Origin of the sequence: Actinosynnema sp. NPDC091369 (assembly GCF_044757065.1) — a bacterium.
GTDB lineage: Bacteria > Actinomycetota > Actinomycetes > Mycobacteriales > Pseudonocardiaceae > Actinosynnema.
On the sequence record NZ_JBIVUG010000002.1, the window covers coordinates 486,385 to 501,612 of the forward strand.

19 protein-coding genes are annotated in these 15,228 nt (G+C 73.2%); 7 read left to right on the top strand and 12 right to left on the bottom strand.

Translation table 11 applies throughout. The annotated features are described in order from the left end of the window. Positions 1 to 5: 5 nt before the first annotated feature. Positions 6 to 1,049 (top strand): GDSL-type esterase/lipase family protein, encoded by a 1,044-nt coding sequence (locus ACIQMJ_RS10395; protein ID WP_499760655.1) that lies wholly within the window; start codon positions 6 to 8, stop codon positions 1,047 to 1,049. Further along, a complete protein-coding gene (locus tag ACIQMJ_RS10400; RefSeq protein ID WP_499760656.1) occupies positions 1,049 to 1,855 on the top strand; it encodes a GNAT family N-acetyltransferase in 807 nt (268 codons plus the stop codon). The genes ACIQMJ_RS10395 and ACIQMJ_RS10400 overlap by 1 nt, the downstream gene beginning before the upstream one ends. On the opposite strand, the gene ACIQMJ_RS10405 is transcribed toward ACIQMJ_RS10400, so the two are convergent. The 7 genes from ACIQMJ_RS10405 to pdhA are packed head-to-tail and all read right to left on the bottom strand — an operon-like array spanning position 1,824 to position 7,505. Further along, the gene (locus ACIQMJ_RS10405) at positions 1,824 to 2,456 is read right to left on the bottom strand and encodes a histone deacetylase (RefSeq protein ID WP_499760657.1); all 633 of its coding nucleotides are present in this window, start codon (positions 2,454 to 2,456) and stop codon (positions 1,824 to 1,826) included. The two genes, ACIQMJ_RS10400 and ACIQMJ_RS10405, sit on opposite strands and share 32 nt — an antisense overlap. 10 nt (positions 2,457 to 2,466) lie before the next feature. Further along, a complete protein-coding gene (locus ACIQMJ_RS10410) occupies positions 2,467 to 2,718 on the bottom strand; it encodes a hypothetical protein (RefSeq protein ID WP_499760658.1) in 252 nt (83 codons plus the stop codon). A gap of 7 nt (positions 2,719 to 2,725) precedes the next feature. Then, positions 2,726 to 3,307, bottom strand: coding sequence for a GNAT family N-acetyltransferase (locus ACIQMJ_RS10415; protein WP_499760659.1), 582 nt, complete (start codon positions 3,305 to 3,307; stop codon positions 2,726 to 2,728). 10 nt (positions 3,308 to 3,317) lie between these two features. Further along, positions 3,318 to 4,094 (bottom strand): methyltransferase domain-containing protein, encoded by a 777-nt coding sequence (locus ACIQMJ_RS10420; protein WP_499760660.1) that lies wholly within the window; start codon positions 4,092 to 4,094, stop codon positions 3,318 to 3,320. 9 nt (positions 4,095 to 4,103) lie between these two features. Further along, positions 4,104 to 5,426, bottom strand: coding sequence for a dihydrolipoamide acetyltransferase family protein (locus ACIQMJ_RS10425; RefSeq protein ID WP_499760661.1), 1,323 nt, complete (start codon positions 5,424 to 5,426; stop codon positions 4,104 to 4,106). Next, positions 5,419 to 6,435 (bottom strand): alpha-ketoacid dehydrogenase subunit beta, encoded by a 1,017-nt coding sequence (locus ACIQMJ_RS10430; protein WP_499760662.1) that lies wholly within the window; start codon positions 6,433 to 6,435, stop codon positions 5,419 to 5,421. The genes ACIQMJ_RS10425 and ACIQMJ_RS10430 overlap by 8 nt, the downstream gene beginning before the upstream one ends. Beyond that, positions 6,432 to 7,505, bottom strand: a complete 1,074-nt coding sequence (pdhA, locus tag ACIQMJ_RS10435) for a pyruvate dehydrogenase (acetyl-transferring) E1 component subunit alpha (RefSeq protein ID WP_499760663.1) — start codon at positions 7,503 to 7,505, stop codon at positions 6,432 to 6,434. Before pdhA ends, ACIQMJ_RS10430 begins: the two co-directional genes overlap by 4 nt. Before the next feature lie 122 nt (positions 7,506 to 7,627). On the opposite strand from pdhA, the gene ACIQMJ_RS10440 reads away from it, so the two are divergent. Next, a complete protein-coding gene (locus ACIQMJ_RS10440) occupies positions 7,628 to 8,119 on the top strand; it encodes an Lrp/AsnC family transcriptional regulator (protein ID WP_499760664.1) in 492 nt (163 codons plus the stop codon). Here the strand turns inward: ACIQMJ_RS10440 and ACIQMJ_RS10445 are convergent. From ACIQMJ_RS10445 to ACIQMJ_RS10460, 4 genes are all read right to left on the bottom strand, one after another. Next, positions 8,101 to 8,820, bottom strand: a complete 720-nt coding sequence (locus tag ACIQMJ_RS10445; RefSeq protein ID WP_499760665.1) for a CAP domain-containing protein — start codon at positions 8,818 to 8,820, stop codon at positions 8,101 to 8,103. The two genes, ACIQMJ_RS10440 and ACIQMJ_RS10445, sit on opposite strands and share 19 nt — an antisense overlap. 243 nt (positions 8,821 to 9,063) lie before the next feature. Then, positions 9,064 to 10,344 carry a HAMP domain-containing sensor histidine kinase gene (locus ACIQMJ_RS10450; protein ID WP_499760666.1) on the bottom strand — a complete coding sequence of 427 codons (1,281 nt, stop codon included), beginning with the start codon at positions 10,342 to 10,344 and terminating at the stop codon, positions 9,064 to 9,066. After that, a complete protein-coding gene (locus tag ACIQMJ_RS10455; RefSeq protein WP_499760667.1) occupies positions 10,341 to 11,021 on the bottom strand; it encodes a response regulator transcription factor in 681 nt (226 codons plus the stop codon). Before ACIQMJ_RS10455 ends, ACIQMJ_RS10450 begins: the two co-directional genes overlap by 4 nt. Before the next feature lie 50 nt (positions 11,022 to 11,071). After that, positions 11,072 to 11,620 carry a TetR/AcrR family transcriptional regulator gene (locus ACIQMJ_RS10460; protein ID WP_499760668.1) on the bottom strand — a complete coding sequence of 183 codons (549 nt, stop codon included), beginning with the start codon at positions 11,618 to 11,620 and terminating at the stop codon, positions 11,072 to 11,074. A gap of 135 nt (positions 11,621 to 11,755) precedes the next feature. On the opposite strand from ACIQMJ_RS10460, the gene ACIQMJ_RS10465 reads away from it, so the two are divergent. The 3 genes from ACIQMJ_RS10465 (at position 11,756) to ACIQMJ_RS10475 (ending at position 13,692) form a co-directional block, all read left to right on the top strand. Then, on the top strand, positions 11,756 to 12,538 hold the full coding sequence (locus ACIQMJ_RS10465; protein WP_499760669.1) for an SGNH/GDSL hydrolase family protein: 783 nt from the start codon (positions 11,756 to 11,758) through the stop codon (positions 12,536 to 12,538). Positions 12,539 to 12,917: 379 nt separating this feature from the next. Next, positions 12,918 to 13,100: a hypothetical protein gene (locus ACIQMJ_RS10470; RefSeq protein WP_499760670.1), complete on the top strand. Its 183-nt coding sequence runs from the start codon at positions 12,918 to 12,920 to the stop codon at positions 13,098 to 13,100. Positions 13,101 to 13,143: 43 nt separating this feature from the next. Further along, the gene (locus ACIQMJ_RS10475; protein ID WP_499760671.1) at positions 13,144 to 13,692 is read left to right on the top strand and encodes a hypothetical protein; all 549 of its coding nucleotides are present in this window, start codon (positions 13,144 to 13,146) and stop codon (positions 13,690 to 13,692) included. Positions 13,693 to 13,722: 30 nt separating this feature from the next. Here ACIQMJ_RS10475 and ACIQMJ_RS10480 read toward each other — a convergent pair whose 3' ends face one another. Further along, complete coding sequence (locus tag ACIQMJ_RS10480) at positions 13,723 to 14,349, bottom strand: peptidoglycan recognition protein family protein (RefSeq protein WP_499760672.1); 627 nt, start codon at positions 14,347 to 14,349, stop codon at positions 13,723 to 13,725. 132 nt (positions 14,350 to 14,481) lie between these two features. Here ACIQMJ_RS10480 and ACIQMJ_RS10485 point away from each other — a divergent pair, with 132 nt between their 5' ends. Then, the gene (locus tag ACIQMJ_RS10485) at positions 14,482 to 15,186 is read left to right on the top strand and encodes a VIT1/CCC1 transporter family protein (protein ID WP_499760673.1); all 705 of its coding nucleotides are present in this window, start codon (positions 14,482 to 14,484) and stop codon (positions 15,184 to 15,186) included. Positions 15,187 to 15,228 lie beyond the last annotated feature (42 nt).

Genomic DNA, 15,228 nt, shown 5'->3' on the forward strand with positions numbered 1-15,228 from the left:
GGCCGATGTCGCGCCGATCCGTCTCCCTCGTCCTTGTCCTCCCGTTGCTCGCCCTGTTGCTGCTGGTCAGCGACTCGCCGTACCCGGCGCTGCCGGGGCCGAAGCGGGACGCGCCGCGCGCGATCGTGGCGCTCGGCGACAGCACGATGGCCGGTGAGGGCGCGGGCTCCTACGAGCCGGGCACGAACGGCGAGAACGGCAACTGGTGCCACCGGTCGACGAAGGCGTCGGTGCACCACACGCACGTGCCGGGCGTGGACAGGGTGTTCAACCTGGCATGCTCGGGCGCGAACTCCGAGCAGGTCGGCCTCACCGACCAGGTGCGCAACACCGAGGGCTCGCAGGCCAGGCAGTTGGCCGCGATCGCGCGCGAGTACCGGGTGTCCGTGGTCGTGGTGGCGGTCGGCGCGAACGACGACCCGCGCTTCGCCGACGTGCTGGGCGCGTGCCTGCGGGCGTGGATCGAGCGCCGCGCCGACTGCGCGAAGGCCATGGCCGACGAGTGGAAGGCCCGCGTCGAGCGGATGACGCCGAAGGTGGAGCGCGCGCTGCGCGACGTCCGCCGGGTCTTGCAGGACGAGGGCTACACGCCGCGTTCCTACACGCTGGTGCTCCAGTCCTACGCCGCGCCGGTCGCGCCGGGGCTGCCGTTCGACCTGCAGAACCTGGCCGGGTGCCCGTTGCGCACGGGTGACCTGGAGTGGGTCCGGGACCGGGCGGTCGAGCAGCTGTCGGAGGGGCTGCGGACGGCGGCGCAGGCGGCGCAGGCGCGGTTCCTCGACCTGGCGGAGGCGGGCGAGAAGCGCGAGGCGTGCATGGGCGGGGAGACGGCGGACCGGGAGTGGTTCACCCGGCTCACGGTCGACTTCGACGGTCTGCGGGACGAGGCGCGGGCCCGGCACGCGTTGCAGGAGTCGTTCCACCCCAACGACCGGGGCTACGAGCAGTTCGGCCGGTGCATGTCGGAGTTCCTGGCCACGACGGCGCGTGAGGCGTCGTGCGTGGCCGGCTCGGACGGCAACCTCGACGCGGTGGTGGCGAAGGACTGATGGCCGGGGTCGTCCGGGACGCGGACGCGTCGACCGCGACGGCGGCGCTGGACGCGAGCAAGGCGGCGTTCGCCGCGCTGCTGGGCGCGCTGCCCGCGGCGACCTCGCACGAACGCCCGGGAGTGCGCTGGGTGGACACCGGGGTGCACGACAGCGTGTTCAACGGCGTGCACCACGTCGCCGCCGAGGGGTTCGCCGAGTCGGTCGCCCTGGTGCGGGCGCACTTCGCGGCGCGCGGGGTGCCGTTCCACTGGGAGACGGGGTTGCGCCCCGAACCGCCGGACAGCGCCGCGACCCTGATCCGCCACGGGCTGCGGCACGTCGAGGACGAGCCGGGCATGTGGCTGGACCTGACCGGGCCGCGCCGGGAACCGCCGCCGGTGCCCGGGTTGTCGATCCGCCCGGTGACCGACCGCGAGGCGGTGCGCGAGTGGGTGCGGGTGTGGGGTTGCGGAGCGCCGGCGGACGTCACCGACCGCTGGTCCGGGGTGTACTCGGCGCTGCCGTGGGGGCCGGGCGGCCCGTTGCGGATGTTCGTCGGCCACCTGGACGGACGCCCGGTGGCCACCTCGTACGTGTTCCTGGCCGCCGGCGTCGCCGCCGTGCACTACGTGGTGACCCTGCCCGGGTACCGCCGCCGGGGCATCGGCGCGGCCATGACGCTCGCCGCGGTCGACGAGGCGGCCTCCGCCGGGTACCGGGTCGCGGTCCTCACCGCCTCGCCGCTGGGCATCGGCACCTACCGGCGGCTGGGGTTCCGGGAGTGCTGCCTGGTCAGCACGTACGAGTGGGTGCCCGCGGCGTGATCAGGGCGGCCACGTCGGCGGCGGTCCAGAACGGCGTGCGACCGGCCAGGTAGTCGGCGATCCGCTCGACGGTCCAGCCGTGCGCCTCGGCCAGGCCGGTCGCGAGCATGGTCAGGTAGTTGGCCGAGGGCTTGGTGTGCTCCACGTCGGCCGCGTGCCACGGCGCGGTGAACGTCAGCGCCGGGTGCCCGTCGTGCTCGCCGAGGTGGAGCAGGGTCTCGTAGCGGCCGGGCCCGAGCGCGTGCCTGCCGTCGGCCATGACCACGCTCAGGTCGAGGTCGACGCCGGGCTCGCGGTACATCTCCTGCGCGGCCACGTCGGCGAACTGCGCGGTCGTGACCAGGTACCCGCGGGCGGCCGTGACGCCCGGCAGGTCGGGGTCGTAGAACGCCCGCCCGCCGAGCCAGACGGGCGACTCGGTGGCGAAGTAGATGCCACCGGGCACCTCCAGGGGCCTGGTGTCCAACGGCGGGCTGCCGTCCCGGCACCCCGGGTACCCGCGCGTCGCCCCGGCCGGCGTGCCTCCGGCGAGGTAGCAGGCGAACCTCTCGGCGTGCATGTTCGACCCGTAGCCGACGTACCAGACCAACCGGCTCGTCATGACCGACGGCTCACAGGCACAGGCGGCACGGGCGGGCGGTCGGGTGTTCGGTCTCCAGCTCGGCGCGGGCGCCCACGAGCTTGACGTAGCTGCCCACCCACGTGGTGCCGCGGGCCGGGGTGCCGTTGATCGTGCGGCACGAGGCGCGGTGCAGGACGAGGTTGCCCGGGTTCAGGCTGCGTTCGGCGTTGATGACGTACTGGTGCTGGTTGTCCGCCAGCCAGTGCTCGTAGGCGCCGCTGTCCTCCATGAACCTCTGCATCGGGCCATCATGCGCCGCTCGGCCGCCACCGGCTGTCCGCCATCCGGTGCCACTCGTCCTCCAGGATCGCGTAGATCAACTCCTCGCCCCAGGCGCCCTTGAAGATCTCGTTGTGCCGGAAGTGGGCTTCGCGGCGCATGCCGAGCCGTTCCATCACGCGCCACGACGCCTCGTTGAATGCGTCGCAGGAGGCGACGACGCGGTGCAGCCCGAGGTGGGTGAAGCCGAGGTCCAGCATGGCGGCGGCGGCCTCGGTGGCGTAGCCCCGGCCGTGGTGGTCGGGGTGCAGGATGTAGCCGACCTCGCCCTGCCGGTGCTCCTCGCTGAGCCACTTGAGCACGGCCTCGCCGATGACCTCGCCGTTCACCTCGACCGCCAGCGCGAGGTGGTCGCCCTCCTTCCGCGGCCACGGCACCGCGACCTTGAGCGCGAGGCTCTCGGCGGTCTGCTCCGGGGTGCGGGCTTCGCCGTAGAGGTGGCGGACGACGTCGGGGCGCGACATCCACGAGTGCAGTGCGGCGTGGTCGGCCGGGGTGAACGGGCGCAGGGTCAGGCGCCGGGTCCGAACGGGGTAGTCGGGCTTGGTCACGCCGGTCAATCTACGAAATCCCGGCCTCGCCGTCGTCCGGGTTTCCGCGCCGGAGCACGAGGTGGAAGAAGCGGGCGAGCAGCGGGTACGGCATGCGGTCGGCCAGGGCGAGCTCCAGCCGTTCGAGGTCGGCGAAGAACGCCGGGTCGTGCTTGCGGTCGTCGTCGGCGACGTAGTCGGTGACCGCGCGGATGCCGTGGTGGCCGACGAGGTCGCAGTCGGGCAGCCACGCCGTGACCTGGTCGGCCGTGTAGAGGGTGAGGGTGGTGTCGAACGTCTGCGTGTGCGCCTGGTCGGTGTCCAGCGCGGCCAACGCGGCGGCCGGGTCGAGGTGCCGGGTGGCGTGCCGCAGCGGTTCGGCGTTCCGGTTGAGCGCGATGACCGACAGCAGACCGCCGGGCGCGACGAGGTCGACGGCCGCGCGCAGGGTCGCCGCCGGGTCGGGCAGGTACTGGATCACGTTGTGCGTCAGCACCACGTCGTACGGGCCGGGCACGGATCCGGGCAGGTCGGCGAGGTCCGACCGGACCAGCCGGACCGGCAGCCCGGCCTCCGCGAACGCGCGCTCGGCCTCGGCCGGCATCTCGGCCGACCGGTCGACCACCGTCACGTGGTGGCCCTGGCGGGCCAGCCGCAGGGCGTCCGCGCCGTCCCCGCCGGCGAGGTCGAGCACGGTCGTGGGCGGGGGCGGCAGGTGGCGGGGGAGGTTGGCGTTCGCCTGCGCGTAGCGCAGCCGGCCCCACGGGGCTCGCTGCCACGCCCGCCACTGCCGCGTCGCGTCGGTCACGCCCGCAGGCTAGAGGTCGGCCAGGGCGGTGATCGGGGACTCCACGCAGTCGGCGACGAACCGCAGGAACCCGCCCGCCGTGCCGCCGTCGCACACCCGGTGGTCGAACGCGAGCGTCAGCTGGGCGACCTTGCGCACGGCCAGTTGCCCGTCCACGGCCCACGGCCGGTCCATGATGCGACCGATGCCGAGGATCGCGGCCTCCGGGTGGTTGATGATCGCGGCCGAGCCGTCGACGCCGAACACGCCGTAGTTGTTGACCGTGAAGGTGCCCCCGGTCATGTCGGCCGGGGTGAGCCTGCCCTCCCGCGCCGACGCGGTGTGCGCGGCGATGGCGGAGGCGAGTTCGGCGGTGGTGCGGGTGTGCGCGTCGCGCACCACCGGCACCACCAGGCCGCGGTCGGTCTGGGCGGCGAAGCCGAGGTGCACCTGGTCGAGGACCACGACCTCGTCGCCCTCGACGCGGGAGTTCAGCTCGGGGAACTTCTTCAGGCCCAGCACGGTGAACCGGGCCAGCAGCGCGAGCAGCGACACCGACGGCATCGCGGCCCGCGCGGCGAGGAAGTCGGTGGCGTCGACGTCCACCCAGACGGTGGCCTCGGGGATCTCCCGGCGTGACGTGGCGAGCTTCTCCGCCACCGCGCCGCGCAGGCCGCGCAACGGGATGCGACGGCCGGGTGCGGCCGGGGCCGGGGTGGCCGGGGCCGGGGTGGCGCGGGCGGCCAGCTCGCGTTCCACGTCGGCGCGCCGGATGACGCCGCCGGGTCCGGTGCCGTGGATCCGGTCGAGCGCGAGGCCGTTCTCCCGGGCCAGCTGCCGCACGAGCGGGGAGATGACCGCCGGGGCGGACCCGTTCACCGCGGGGCGGGACGCGGTGCCGGAAGCGCCGGCAGGGATCTCGTCAGCGGGCGCGGCGGCAGCACGAGCGGTCGGGATGGCGGCCGGTTCGGGTGTGGTGAGTGGTGTACCCGGGTGTTCCGAACGCCGGACACCCGCGTTCCGGGCATTGGACTCGCGGGGGCGGCGGCGTCGGCGCGCGGTCTGGGACGTGCCGTAACCGATGAGGACGTTGCCGGAGTACTCGGAGGACTCCGGCTCCGGGTCGCCCACGGTCAGCAGCACGGAGCCGACGGCCAGCTTCTCCCCCGGCTCGCCGAACCGCGCGCTCACCACGCCCTCGAACGGGCACGGCACCTCGACCACGGCCTTCGCCGTCTCCACCTCGACCACGGGCTGGTCGACGGACACCTGGTCGCCCACCGACACCAGCCAGGTGACGATCTCGCCCTCGGTCAACCCCTCGCCCAGGTCGGGCAGCCGGAAGTCAGGCACCGTAGCTCCCCACGACCTCGTCGTCCCACTGCAACCGGCCGATCGCGTCCAGGATGCGGTCCACGCTCGGCAGGTGGTGCTCCTCCAGCTTCGGCGGCGGGTAGGGGATGTCGAACCCGGTCACCCGCAGCACCGGCGCGTGCAGGTGGTGGAAGCACCGCTCGGTCACCCGCGCCACGACCTCCGCGCCGTACCCGCCGAACCCGGACGCCTCGTGCACGACCACCGCGCGCCCGGTCTTCACCACCGAGGCGCACACCGTCTCGTCGTCGAACGGGGCCAGCGACCGCAGGTCGACGACCTCGACGTCCCAGCCCTCCTCGGTCGCCGCCTCGGCCGTCTCCAGCGCCGTCGCGACCATCGGCCCGTACGCGATCAGCGTGACGTCGCGCCCGGCGCGCCGCACCACGGCCCGGTCGAACCCGATCCGCTCGTCCGACAGCGGTCCCTTGGCCCAGTACCGCCGCTTCGGCTCCAGGAAGATCACCGGGTCGGGAGAGTCGATCGAGTCGCGCAGCAGCCGGTAGGCGTCGTCCGGGGTGCCGGGCGTGACGACCCGCAGCCCCGGCGTGTGCGTGTAGTAAGCCTCCGACGAGTCGCAGTGGTGCTCGACCCCGCCGATGCCGCCGCCGTACGGCACCCGGATCACCACCGGCAGCTCGACCCGGCCGCGCGTGCGGTTGCGCAGCTTGGCCAGGTGGCTGGTGATCTGCTCGAACGCCGGGTAGGCGAACGCGTCGAACTGCATCTCCACCACGGGCCGCAGCCCGTTCATCGCCATGCCGATGGCGGTGCCGACGATGCCGGACTCGGCCAGCGGCGTGTCGAACACGCGCTGCTCGCCGAACCGCGCGGCCAGCCCGTCGGTCACCCGGAACACGCCGCCGAGCGCGCCGACGTCCTCGCCGAACACCAGCACGGTCGGGTCGGCGGCCAGTGCGTCGGCCAGCGCCCGGTTGAGCGCGCCCGCCATGGACAGCTGCGCCTCTTGTGCGACGACCGCGGTCATGCCAGTTCCTCCCGCAGCAGCGCGGCCTGCTCGCGCAGGTGGCGCGGCGTGGTCGCGTAGACGTGCTCGAACAGCTCGTCGGGTGAGGGCACGACGTCGACGTTCAACTTCGCCCGCACGGAGGCCGCGAACTCCTCCGCCTCGGCCGCCACCGCGGCGCGGCGCGCGGGGTCGAGCAGCCCGCGCGCGGTCAGGTACGCCTCCAGCCGGTCGACCGGGTCGCGGTCCAGCCACGCCGCGACCTCGTCGGACGTGCGGTAGCGGGTGGCGTCGTCGGCGTTGGTGTGCGCCTCGATCCGGTAGGTCAGCGCCTCGATCAGCGTCGGTCCACCCGATTCCAGCGCCTCGCGCACGACCGCGTACACGGCGGCCACGTCGTTGCCGTCCACCAGCACGGACGGCACGCCGTACCCGACGCCCTTGTGCGCCAGCGACGGCGCGGCGTTCTGCTTGGACATGGGCACGCTGATCGCGTAGCCGTTGTTCTGCACCAGGAACACCACCGGCGCCTTCCACACACCGGCGAAGTTCAGCGCCTCGTGCGTGTCGCCCTCGGACGTGGCGCCGTCGCCGAGCAGCACGAGCGCCGCGGTGTCCTCGCCCTTGAGCCGGGCGGCGTGCGCGAAGCCGACGGCGTGCAGCGTGTTGGTCGCCAGCGGCGTGCACTGGGGTCCGACGCGGTGCTCGTACGGGTCGTAGCCGAGGTGCCAGCCGCCTTGCAGCAGGGTCAGCGTCTCGGCCGGGTCGACGCCCCGCGTCACGAGGGCGACCGAGTCGCGGTAGGTCGGGAACAGCCAGTCGGTGGGGCGCAGCGCGAGCACCGAGCCGACCTCGCACGCCTCCTGGCCGCGCGAGGACGGGTAGACCGCGAGCCGGCCCTGCTTGGTCAGGGCGGTGGCCTGGGTGTCGAAGCGGCGGCCGACGACCATCCGGCGGTGCAGCTCGACCAGCACGTCGTCGTCGGGCATGGACAGCGGCGAGTCGTCCACCGGCGTGCCGTCCTTGCGCAGCAGCGACAGCGGTTCGTCGCTGGGCAGCAACGTCCGCTCGGGCGCGCGGGTGCGGGCCATGGGCTCCTCCGGTGTCTCAAGGGGCGAGATGGAGGGCATGGTCCAGCTCACACCGGCCAAAGTTCCAGATCCGGGCCTCGAATCCGGACGAATGGCCGCGCACGCGGGTTATGGTCGGCCACATGACGGCACGGACTGGACATTCGGCACCCCTGGACGCGCTGGACCGGCGCATCGTGGAGGAGCTGCGCGCGGACGGGCGGCTGTCGATGCGGTCGCTGGCCGAGAAGCTGCACATCTCGCGGGCGAGCGCGTACTCGCGGGTGGAGCGGCTGCACCGCGACGGCGTGATCACCGGGTACTCGGCGGTGGTCGACCCGGAGCGCTACGGCTTCGGCATCTCCGCCTACGTCTACCTCAAGATCAGCCAGCACTCGTGGAAGGCCGTGCGGCAGCGGGTCATGGAGATCCCGGAGGTGTGGCACGGCGCGCTGGTGTCCGGCGACTACGACCTGGTGCTGCTGGTGCGCGCCCCCGACGCGCACAGCCTGCGCGACCTGGTGCTGTCACGGTTGCAGACGATGCCGGACGTGACCTCCAGCCACACCGTGCTCGTGCTGGACGAGCTGCCGGCGGGTGCGCACGACCGCGACGGTCACCAGCCGAAGTTCTGAGTCCAGTAGATGCCGTACGAACCGCCGCGGGCCATGCCGACGCCGAGCGCCTTGAGCTTGCAGTTGAGGATGTTCGCCCGGTGCCCCGGCGAGTCCATCCAGCCCTTGACCACGGCTTCGGCGGTGCGCTGGCCCGCGGCGATGTTCTCCGCGCCGGGCGAGGGGTAGCCGGCGGCCTTGACCCGGTCGACGAAGCTGCGGCCGTCCTGGGAGACGTGGTCGAAGTAGTTGTTGGCGGCCATGTCGGCGCTGTGCGCGCGTGCGGCGGCGGCGAGCCGGTCGTCGGCGGTCAGGGCGGGGCAGCCGTTGGCGGCGCGTTCGGCGTTGGTCAGCTCGACCACCTTCGCCTCGGCCAGCTCGACCTCGGTCCTGGTCGGCGTGGCGGGCGCGGGGGTCGGCGCGGGCGGCTCGGCCCGGGTCCGGGGCTGCTGCGCGGGCGGCTGCGTCGTGGTGGTCGGCGCCGTCGTGGTGGTCGTCGTCGGAGCCGGCGCGGACGTCGTGGTGCCCGGTGCGGAGGACGTGGTGCCCGAGGTGGCCGGCGCGGTGGTCGGCGCGAAGGCGTCCGGTTGGGGCGCGGTGCGGATCGTGGTCGTGGCGCTCGCGGCGATCAGGGCCATGCCGTCCGGGTGCTCGCACCCGGCCAGGGCCAACCCGGCGGCGAGGACGACGGCGACGGGCAGCACACTGCTCTTGCGCGACACGCGGAAAACCTCAATCTGCATTCGGCGGTATTTCGGGCGCGGCGACCGGCGAGCGCTTCTTCGCAGGGTAAGCGCACGCGGTCGCCGCACCGGAGGGAGAATCGGGTGGACCGGGCAAGGGGGAGAGCGCTGCGGTCGACCCTGATTCCGTTAATGACTTTATCGCGACAGCCGGAACTGTCAACAACTATTTATTTAAGGAACATTTAAAGGTCGCATCAGGCGCGGAAAAGGGACCTCGGGTCAGGCTGGCTCTTCCGCGCGGCCCAGCCGGAGCTGGACCCGCGTGCCGCCCAGCGGTCCGCGGTCGACCACGAGCGAGCCGCCGGTGGACTCGGCCGCCCGGCGGGCGATGTCGAGGCCGAGGCCGGTCGAGCCCGCGCCGCTGCTCCCCCGCCGCAGCGCCGCCTCCAGGTCGTCGATGCCGGGCCCGGCGTCCTCGATCACGATCACCACCCGGTCGGGCTGGTGGAACAGCGCGACGACGAACCCGACGCCCTCCGGGGTGTGCCGGAAGACGTTGCCCAGCACGGCGTCCATGGCCGCGGCGAGGTCGCTGCGGGTGAGCGGGACGAGGGCGCGCCGCTCGGTGCCGCGCAGGTTCCACAGCCGCTGCTGGTCGTCGGCGAGCGCGGACCAGAAGACCAGCCGGTCGTGCACGACCTGGGCGGCGTCGCACCGGCCGCCGTCCGGGTCGTCGAGCTCTCGGCGGGCGGCCCGGATGAGCTCGTTGACCTCGCGTTCGAGGGCGTGCACGGCCTGCCGGACGCGGTTGGCGTTCGGGTCCTGGCCGAGGATTTCCGAATCGAGCCGCAACGCGGTGAGCGGGGTGCGCAGCCGGTGCGAGAGGTCGGCCAGGATTTCGCGTTCGCCCGCCACCAGTTGGCCGATCCGATCGGCCATCCGGTTGAACGCCACGCCCGCGTCGAGCAATTCCGGCGGTCCGCTCGGCGTGACCCGGGTGGTGAGATCGCCCTGACCCATTTTCCGCGCGCCGTCGGCCAGCGCGGCGGAGGCCCGCACGACCCGCGCGCCGAGGCGGTCGGCGACCAGCACCGAACCGAGCACGAGGACGACCGCGACACCGCTGAGCGCGAGCCACGCCTGCTCCACGCCCCGCGACAGCTCGGCCCGCGGCACGAACGCCTCCACCACCGCCACCCTGCCCTCGCCCAGCAGCACGGGTTGCAGGTGCACGAGACCGGCGGGGATGGGCTCGGTGAACGCCAGACCCTGCTCGCGCGCGGTGCGCAGCTGCTCGTCGGTCGCCACGGGCACGCCGACGACCTCGCCGTCGGCCAGGTGCACCGCGACCCGGCCGGCGGTGCTGGTGAGGGCCTGCCCGACCGACGCCGGGTCGGACGTGATCACCAGGACGGGCGTGAGCGCGCCGGCGAGGCGTTCGGCGTCACCGCGGGCGCGGTCCTCGGCGAGCTGGCGCACCACCAGGGCGAGCGGGATCAGGAACGCCAGCGCGACCATCGACGTGACGGCCAGCGAGACGAGCGCGAGCGACCTCCTCACTCGGCCGCCGTGAGCTTGAACCCGACACCGCGCACGGTGTGCAGGTAGCGGGGCTGGGCGGCGCGTTCCCCGAGCTTGCGGCGCAGCCAGGACAGGTGCACGTCCAGCGTCTGGTCGTCGTGCCTGCCGGGCAGGTTCCACAGGTTCGCCAGCAGCTCGGCGCGCGGCACCACCTTGCCCTCGCGCGCGGCGAGGTAGGCCAGCAGGTCGAACTCCTTGCGGGTCAGGTTGAGCTCGCGGCCGTCCAGGCGCGCCTCGCGGCGGTCCGGGTCCACGGTGAGGCGGCCGATCCGGAACGTGGCGGGCGCGGTGTCCTTGCGCGCGCGACGCAGCACGGCCGACAGCCGCGCGGCGAGGTGCTCGCTGGAGAACGGCTTGACCACGTAGTCGTCCGCGCCGGCGTTGAGCAGCCGCACGATCTCGGTCTCGTCGTCGCGCGCGGTGGCCACGATGACCGGCACGTCGCACACGCCGCGCATCATGCGCAGGGCGTCCGCGCCGTCCATGTCGGGCAGGCCGAGGTCGAGCACCACCAGGTCGAACGCGCCGCCGGTGATCTCGCGCAACGCCTCCAACGCCGTGCCGACCGGCAGCACCGCGTGCCCGAGCCCGGTCAGCGCCCGGCTCACCGCCGACCGCACCACCGGGTCGTCCTCGACGAGCAGCACCGAGACCATGGCGCGCACCGTAACGCGATCGGGTGACAGGGTGGTCGACTCCCCCGGCGCTACCCCGGCACGCGTCCCGGTTCCGGGTGGAACAACCCGTCCAGCAGCACGGGGATCGCGCGCTGCGGGTCGGGCGTCCGGTCGACCGCGGCCTGGAGCATGGTCAGCACCACGAGCACGTCGTCCAGCACGACGTCGTGCCGCAGGTGGCCCGCCGCCCGCGACCGGTCGAACGGGCCGCGCAGCGCGTCCAGCAGCCGGCGCACGTGCCCGCGCCGGTCGGGTTCGGGGAACCGGCGCAGCTCGTCGACCAGCGGGCGCATCGACACCTGGTAGGCCATCACGGCGTGCAGCAGCACGCGGAACGCGGCGGGGTCGTGCGCGGTGCGCTCGGCGGCCTCCGCCAGCAGCCCCAGGTGCTTGCGCGCCACCGTGAGCAGCAACGCGCGCCGGTCCGGGAAGTGCCGGTAGACCGTGGCCTGGCCGAGGCCGGTGAGGTGGGCGATGCGCGCGGGTGACGGCGTCGTGCCGCCGACCACCAGCTCCTCGGCCGCGCGGATGATCGCCGCCCGGTTCCTCAGGGCGTCGCTGCGGCGCGGAACGGTCATGGCGGCACCCCGGCGGAACGGACGGAGGTTACTCGCAGGTAATGAGAATAGCACCGGCTGTGATCCCTCGGAACGCCTTCGTAACGTCGGAGACCCGCCGCCTTCACCCAGGTCACCTTCGAGGAAGGACTCGACGTGCGCGGACGTCTACTCCGGGTCGTGTGCGCGGTGCTGCCCGCCGCCCTGGCCGTCGTGCTCAGCCCGGCCGGGGCGCAGGCCGCCGCCCCGGTCGACTACGTCGCCCTCGGCGACTCGTACTCCTCCGGCACCGGCGCGCCGCCGTACCAGAGCGGCTCGTGCTACCGCAGTTCCCGCGGGTACGCCCAGCTGTGGGCGGACACGCACGAGGTGTCGTCGTTCAAGTACGCGGCCTGCGGCGGTGCGACCACGCAAAGCATGACCGACCAGTTCGCGGCGCTGGACGCGGGCACGGACCTGGTGTCGATCACCATCGGCGGCAACGACGTCGGGTTCGCCAACACGATGGTCACCTGCGTCACCGGCAGCGACGCGAGCTGCGTCAACGCCGTGAACACCGGCATCGAGACCGCGCGCACCACGTTGCCCGGACGGCTCGACGCCACCTACGCCACGATCCGCACCCGCGCCCCGAACGCCACCGTGGTCGTGCTGGGCTACCCGCACCTGGTCGAGCCGGACGGCACGTGCATGAGCGCCACCAAGCGCGCGGCCCTCAACCGCGGCTCCGACGAGCTGCACGCCGTGATCTCCGCCCGCGCCTCGGCCGCCGGCGTCCGCTACGTCGACGCCCGCGCCCACTTCGCGGGCCACGGCGCGTGCGGCCGCTCACCGTGGATCAACTCGTTCTCCCTGTTCCGCCTGGTCGAGTCGTTCCACCCCAACGCCACCGGCTACGCCCAGGGCTACCTCCCCCTCCTGAACTCGGCCACCTCCTGACCTCGGCCACCTCTCAACCCTCGCGAGTCCTACCTCCAGCACGCGAGAGTCGAACGTTCGCGTCGCGAGAGTCCTACGTTCGCGTCGCGTGAGTCCTACGTTCGCGTCGCGTGAGTCCTACGTTCGGAGCACCCGAATTCAACGCTCAGAACGCGGCCCGCCGTCCTGAGCGTTGAATTCGTGGTACCTGAACGTAGGACTCTCGCGTGCTGAGCGTTCGACTCACGCGTGCTGGAGGTAGGACTCGCGGGTCAGCCGATGGTGCGGCCGCCGTCGGTCAGGAGCAGTTCACCGTGCACGTCTGGCCCACGGCGAGGAGATCAACTTCGGCGAGATCGCCGTCCCCGTCGCCAAGTCCACCCTCAGCCACCACCTCAAGGTGCTCAACTCCGCCGGCCTGACGTGGCGCCGCGAAGAGGGCACCCGCTGCTTCATCCGGCTCCGCCGCGACGACATCGACGCCCGCTTCCCCGACCTGCTCGACACCGTGCTGGACGCCGCCGACCGGGACGACGTCGGCGGCCACGTCACCGCGTCCGGCAAGCCGGGCGCCGGGTGCTGACCACGGGGGTCCGCGACACCGGTCCCGCCGGCAGGATGTCCGCGTGACCAGGGGTCTGCAGTACTTCGCCGCGTGGTCGGCGTCGACGGCGGTCGCGGTGGTGCTGTCGTGGCTGGGCATCCGGTTCGTGCTGGACGCCGGAGTACCCGAACGGCCCCGCGTCGTCGCCGGACCGACCCAGTCGTCCGCGATCGCCAGGACCACCACCACGACCACCACCACCGCACCCGCCACCACGACCACCACCACGGTCGCGGCGATCGCGACCATCGCCCCGACCACGACGACGGTCCCGCCGACCACCACCACGACCACCGCGCAACCCCTGCCGTCCGAGAACGGCACCTGGACCGAGCGCGACGGCCAACCGGTCTACCTGCGCAGCTTCCAGCTGCAAGGCGGCGTCGCTGCGATCAGCTTCTCCGCGCGGGACATGGAACCCATCTCCGCCACCCCGCGCCAGGGCTTCGCCGCCACCGTCGAACAACCCGCGGACGCCGTCGTCGTCGAGTTCACCAGCCCCGGCCACCGCTCCCGCCTGGAAGCCACCTGGGTCAACGGACCGCAGTGGCGGATCGTCGAAGCCGGCTGACCGCCCCGCGACCTGGACCGCCCCCGCGACCTAGACCGCCAGGGCGACTTCCGCGCGCAACCGGGGCAGCAACGCGTGGAGAGCGTCACCCGGGCACACGGTGCCGTCCCAGAAGTCGCGGTGCCCGTGGATCTCCGACGGGCGGATCGAGTACTGCCGGCAGACCACCGCGCACAGCCACACCAGCGCGTCCCACTGGACGGCGGGCGGCACCCCGTCGACGTAGGTGCCCTCGTTCTCGATGCCGATCGAGTTCCGGTTCTGCCCGAACGCGTGCGCGCCCTCCACCATCCGGTCACCCGCCGGCAACGCGTCCACGCTGCCGTGCCGCCCTTCCAGCACCACGCCGCCGCGCGTGATGGTGAAGTGCTGCCCGGTGTCACCCCAGCCGTTGGCGTCCATGTGCAACGACTGGAAGAACCGGGCCAGCTCGTGCGCGTGCCGCCGCGACCCGTCGGCCACGTTCTCCGTCGCCGTGTGGTGCACCAGGATCCGCTCCGGTCCCCGGCCCACCGGCGCGGGCCGTTCGACCGGCGTCCGGGCACCCCACTCGGCGCACCGCTCGATGCGCCGACGAGCGGGACGGGGAGGCAGCGTCGACGCGCCCATCCCGACCACCGCGCCCACCCCGAGCACGACCGCGCGCCTGCTGAGCACCGCTCCCCCTGATTCGTCAGCGCGGAGAAGATCACACCGACCCCAAGAGGGGGAACCCCCGCGCTGTCCAGTCTTTCACCCGTTCGCGGCCGGACCTCCACCCGATAGCCGAGTGGTGGTTCGATCACGGTCATGACGCACCCCGGTGAACCGCACCGCGACGACCTCTCCGGCAGGCTCAACCGGCTGCGCGCCGGGGTCCTGGGAGCCAACGACGGCATCGTGTCCACCGCGGGCCTCGTCGTCGGCGTCGCGGGCGCCACGACCGACCGCACCGCGATCCTGGCGGCGGGCGTCGCCGGGCTCGTGGCGGGATCGCTGTCCATGGCGGGCGGCGAGTACGTGTCGGTCAGCACCCAGCGCGACACCGAGCGGGCCGCGCTGCGGCTGGAGGAGCGCGAGCTGCGCGAGATGCCCGAGGAGGAGGAACGGGAGCTCGCCGGGATCTACCAGGACAAGGGGCTGTCCGAGGAGCTGGCCGCGCAGGTCGCCCGCGAGCTGACCGAGCAGGACGCCCTGCGCGCGCACGCCGAGGCCGAGCTCCAGATCGACCCGGACAACCTGACCAGCCCGTGGCAGGCCGCGTGGGCGTCGCTGGTGGCGTTCGCGGCCGGCGCGGTGATCCCGCTGGTCGCGATCGTGCTGCCGCCGGTCCAGTGGCGGGTGTGGGCGTGCGCGGGGGCCGTGCTGGTCGGTCTGGTGCTCACCGGGGTGGTCAGCGCCCGGCTCGGGTCGAGCCGGGTGGGCCGCGCGGTGCGCCGCAACGTGGTCGTCGGGTCGCTGACGATGATCGTCACGTACTACGTCGGTCTCCTGTTCGGAGTAACGGTCGGCTGACCGTGATCACGCAGCGCACACACCCTCCCGGATCGATCGAAA

Bases quoted from the DNA above. Each gene is read 5' to 3' on its own strand.
- ACIQMJ_RS10395 (WP_499760655.1), top strand. From the start codon at position 6: ATGTCGCGCCGATCCGTCTCCCTCGTCCTTGTCCTCCCGTTGCTCGCC.
- ACIQMJ_RS10400 (WP_499760656.1), top strand. From the start codon at position 1,049: ATGGCCGGGGTCGTCCGGGACGCGGACGCGTCGACCGCGACGGCGGCG.
- ACIQMJ_RS10405 (WP_499760657.1), bottom strand. From the start codon at position 2,456: ATGACGAGCCGGTTGGTCTGGTACGTCGGCTACGGGTCGAACATGCAC.
- ACIQMJ_RS10410 (WP_499760658.1), bottom strand. From the start codon at position 2,718: ATGCAGAGGTTCATGGAGGACAGCGGCGCCTACGAGCACTGGCTGGCG.
- ACIQMJ_RS10430 (WP_499760662.1), bottom strand. From the start codon at position 6,435: ATGACCGCGGTCGTCGCACAAGAGGCGCAGCTGTCCATGGCGGGCGCG.
- pdhA (WP_499760663.1), bottom strand. From the start codon at position 7,505: ATGGCCCGCACCCGCGCGCCCGAGCGGACGTTGCTGCCCAGCGACGAA.
- ACIQMJ_RS10440 (WP_499760664.1), top strand. From the start codon at position 7,628: ATGACGGCACGGACTGGACATTCGGCACCCCTGGACGCGCTGGACCGG.
- ACIQMJ_RS10455 (WP_499760667.1), bottom strand. From the start codon at position 11,021: ATGGTCTCGGTGCTGCTCGTCGAGGACGACCCGGTGGTGCGGTCGGCG.
- ACIQMJ_RS10460 (WP_499760668.1), bottom strand. From the start codon at position 11,620: ATGACCGTTCCGCGCCGCAGCGACGCCCTGAGGAACCGGGCGGCGATC.
- ACIQMJ_RS10485 (WP_499760673.1), top strand. From the start codon at position 14,482: ATGACGCACCCCGGTGAACCGCACCGCGACGACCTCTCCGGCAGGCTC.